The following is a 3,347-nucleotide window of genomic DNA, read 5'->3' on the forward strand; positions in this document are numbered from 1 at the left end:
ATTCGGTCGCCTGGGTGAGTTCACTGCCATCGGCCGGAGTGCTTTGCACAAGTTCAGGTTGGTCTTGTCGCAGCCCGGCAAAGGAGGCTTGATCCAGTGCAGCAACCTGCTGGGCATCCAGGACCTCACTGAATAATCTGGCATCGTCAACCTTGACGGACGCGTGCTGGCCAGGGCGATGATTCGGGCCACTATCGGCACCGATCACCATGTTGTGGGCAGTATCGTTGGGCGGAATAGTCATTGGCCCGCCGGCAACCGCCTCAGCTGCCAGTTCACCGTCTAAATAGAATTTCACCGTCTCGCCGTCATAGACACCGGCCGCGTGATACCAGCGGTTCAGGTCAATATCAGCCCAGGCAAAGGTGTACCCGCCATCGGCGTGCAGCATGAACGCTGCCCGACCGTCTTTGACCACCATGGCCCATCCGCCGGCTTCTTTATTGCCGCAGAAGGTATCTTCGTCAGTGGTTGCAGCAGTTGCCATGAAGCCGCACTCCACGCTGAACCCATCTTGCATGGTGTCATAATCATCTGCGGTCATTGGGTAGGAGAACGCATCATCGCCATCAAAATCGGCGGTCACACGGTTCAGGGCAGGATCATCAGCAATTTTTGGTTCCCCGAAGACTTCGACACTACGGCCCTGTGCGGTATCGGTGGCGCTACCATCTTCAAAGGAGACGTCCAACAGATCAGCTTCAGGAACATCTTGGGTGATTTGTGTGGCGTGCACAACAGAACCATCGGTGGCCGCAAAGGCAGCAGGAGGTGGAGCAGTCACCAGCAGGCCGGCAGTCAATGGCAAAATAACCGCCAGGGGCAGTTTTCGACGAAGCACAGTTGGACCATTTGAGGTGGTTAAGCGGTGAGGCATAGGGGTAGTTTTCCTTGCGATAAAAAACGGACTGACTTCGGTCTTCATAGAAGCCAACAACCCGTCACCCAACCATGAGTAAGCAAAAACTCCGTAACGAATAATGAAACTTTCAACCCCAACGGCATGAACGTCCAGTACCCAACACGCCATTGGGCTGCCAGGAAGCTGTTGAGTATTCTGGCGCACACCTCATGTTCAGAATGTGTTCGACAGAGCCGGGGCGCACCCTGATCTGGGGTTTCTTTACGATACACGTCAGCCTCGAACCATCGGGTGGTTCGAGGCTGACGGTGGATAATGCCTTAGAGTGCTCGCGTATTACCTAGTTGGCTGTACGACGACGCACATACAGGAGCGCTCCTCCTGCGGCCACCAGGAGAATACCGCCAATGGCCAGTACTCCCGCAGTGGACCCGGTATCCGAGAGTTGCTCATCAGAAACTTCTTGTACCGGGGTTTCTTCTTGTTCTTCTTCTACTGGTTTATCCGTTTCAGTAGGATCTACCGTTTCCGTCGGGGTCGGCGGTGGTGTCTGCGTTGGCCCCGAGGTCTCCGTTGGCCCCGATGTCTCCGTTGGATCCGGTGTCTGCGTTGGATCCGGTGTCTGTGTAGGTTCCGGTGTTTCAGTTGGCTCAACGACTTCTTCTTCAGCAACGGTGATAGTCACGGTGCCTTCAGCGCTATTTTCTGCACCATCGTTGGCAATATAGGTAAAGGAAGTCGTTCCAGAGAAACCATCCTCGGGAGTGAATGTAACGATTTCCCCATCAATGTCGAGTTCACCTGCAAGGTCGTCAGTATTGACTACCTCAAAAGTCAGGTCGTCGCCATCTGCATCAGAGCCCACCAGAGTGACATCCACCGGAGTATTAAATTCCGTTTCAATATCCAGATCGTCTACCACAGGCGGGGTGTTTTGTGCTTCACCAACAACAATGGACACGGTTGCAGTGTTGCTATCGGCGTGGCCATCGTTAGCTACGAACTCGAAGGACGTTGAACCTTCAAAACCTTCATCAGGGGTAAAGACCCAGTTTGCACCTTCACCTTCGAGGGTCCCTGCAAGATCATCCGTATTCACGGTATAGGTCAGTTCATCGTCGTTTTCATCGGTGGCGGCCAAAATAATGTCCAGCGGCTCGTCAACACCGGTCTCAAGCTGCTGGTCCTCAGCTACCGGCGGGACGTTAATCGGCGATGAGAAGCTGCCGGCTTCGATCATCACCGCAGAATCAAAAATCCGGTCGTTAACATCAGCAATAGCTAGTTTCAAGGTGTTGACTTCACCAGCGTTGACGTCAGCTTCAAAACCCAGCACGGTGGTCATGCCATCCAAGCCGGTATTGTATGGAGAATCTTCTCCCATCACATTGTCATTGTCGCGGAAATATTGCGAGTTTCGCTCAGCATTGATGTTGTTAATCGAAACAAACGTCTCGGTACCATCATCTTCGGTAATGGTGGCTTGATTCTCCCCATTGACAAAGAATGCAAAGACATCATTGTATTCTGAACCAACGAATTCAGGGTATTCTTCAGACCCGAATACATAGTTAAAGGTGACCGACTCATTTTCTGGGATGAAGTCAATTTCCAGCACAGCAGCATCATATGTTTGTGTCCCGACTAACTCTTCGAGGTCGCTGTCTCCCTCAGCACCTAAGATGAAACTTGTGCCGGACGCATCATTTGGACCGTAAAGCACGGCCTTTCGAAGGATTTCTCCGGTCTCAGAGTAATCGTTGTCGGCATAGCCTGTGGACAGGACAACACCCGTCTCAATACCAATAGCATCTGCGAATCCGGCGAATGTGCCAGAGGCCTCATCAGCACCGGTGTAGGTGACATTTTCGACGACGATGTTCTCACCTACCAGCGACTGTGCCAGCACATCGGCACTCAGCTCGGTCAGGTCTTCGACTTGTTGACCATTATCCGCATACGCGGGAACTACACTTCCTACTGCGATCAGTGAACCGACCGCGCCCACCGTGAGTACAGGGCGTAACTTCATAAATATTTCCTGAGATGTTGATGAGAGTGGACTTGCAGTCCAATATATCTATCAAGTCACGTTGCTAGATATATTGGAACATACAAGTATCTGAGCATATGAAATTCGGACTTCAGGATCAAAATGAAGTGCAACACACAACAGCATTTCCACTGAATCCCAGGGTATTTCCAGGAATAGTGCCACAGAAGCCCAGCTCAGGCACAGCTTCCGGATAAAGACAAGTTGTGTAACACTGTTGAACAAGAACCGGTGTCCGCCCACCCTGGCATCCTTCAACCTTCACACGAAAGCTCAGGACCGCCCTCAGATACTTTCGGATCACCCAAGTCGATCGCTGCGAGCCCAGAGCCAAACTAGGATCGCATGCAACGCTTCCCAGATAACGCGAGAATGACGGCGAGTGGAAGAATTCTCCGTACCCGGGTCGTGGATGCGTGTCGGTAGACAGTT

At 52.3% G+C, this 3,347-nt stretch carries 2 protein-coding genes; both read right to left on the minus strand.

Annotation, left to right across the window (positions count from 1 at the left end; genetic code table 11):
- The coding region (locus K8V32_RS10135) for a LamG domain-containing protein (RefSeq protein ID WP_303906734.1) at positions 1 to 877 on the minus strand (877 nt) is incomplete at its 3' end.
- A gap of 325 nt (positions 878 to 1,202) precedes the next feature.
- Positions 1,203 to 2,894 (minus strand): choice-of-anchor L domain-containing protein, encoded by a 1,692-nt coding sequence (locus K8V32_RS10140; protein WP_303906737.1) that lies wholly within the window; start codon positions 2,892 to 2,894, stop codon positions 1,203 to 1,205.
- Between the last annotated feature and the right edge of the window lie 453 nt (positions 2,895 to 3,347).

The sequence above is a fragment of the Enteractinococcus helveticum genome (assembly GCF_020742345.1).
Lineage (GTDB): Bacteria > Actinomycetota > Actinomycetes > Actinomycetales > Micrococcaceae > Yaniella > Yaniella helvetica_A.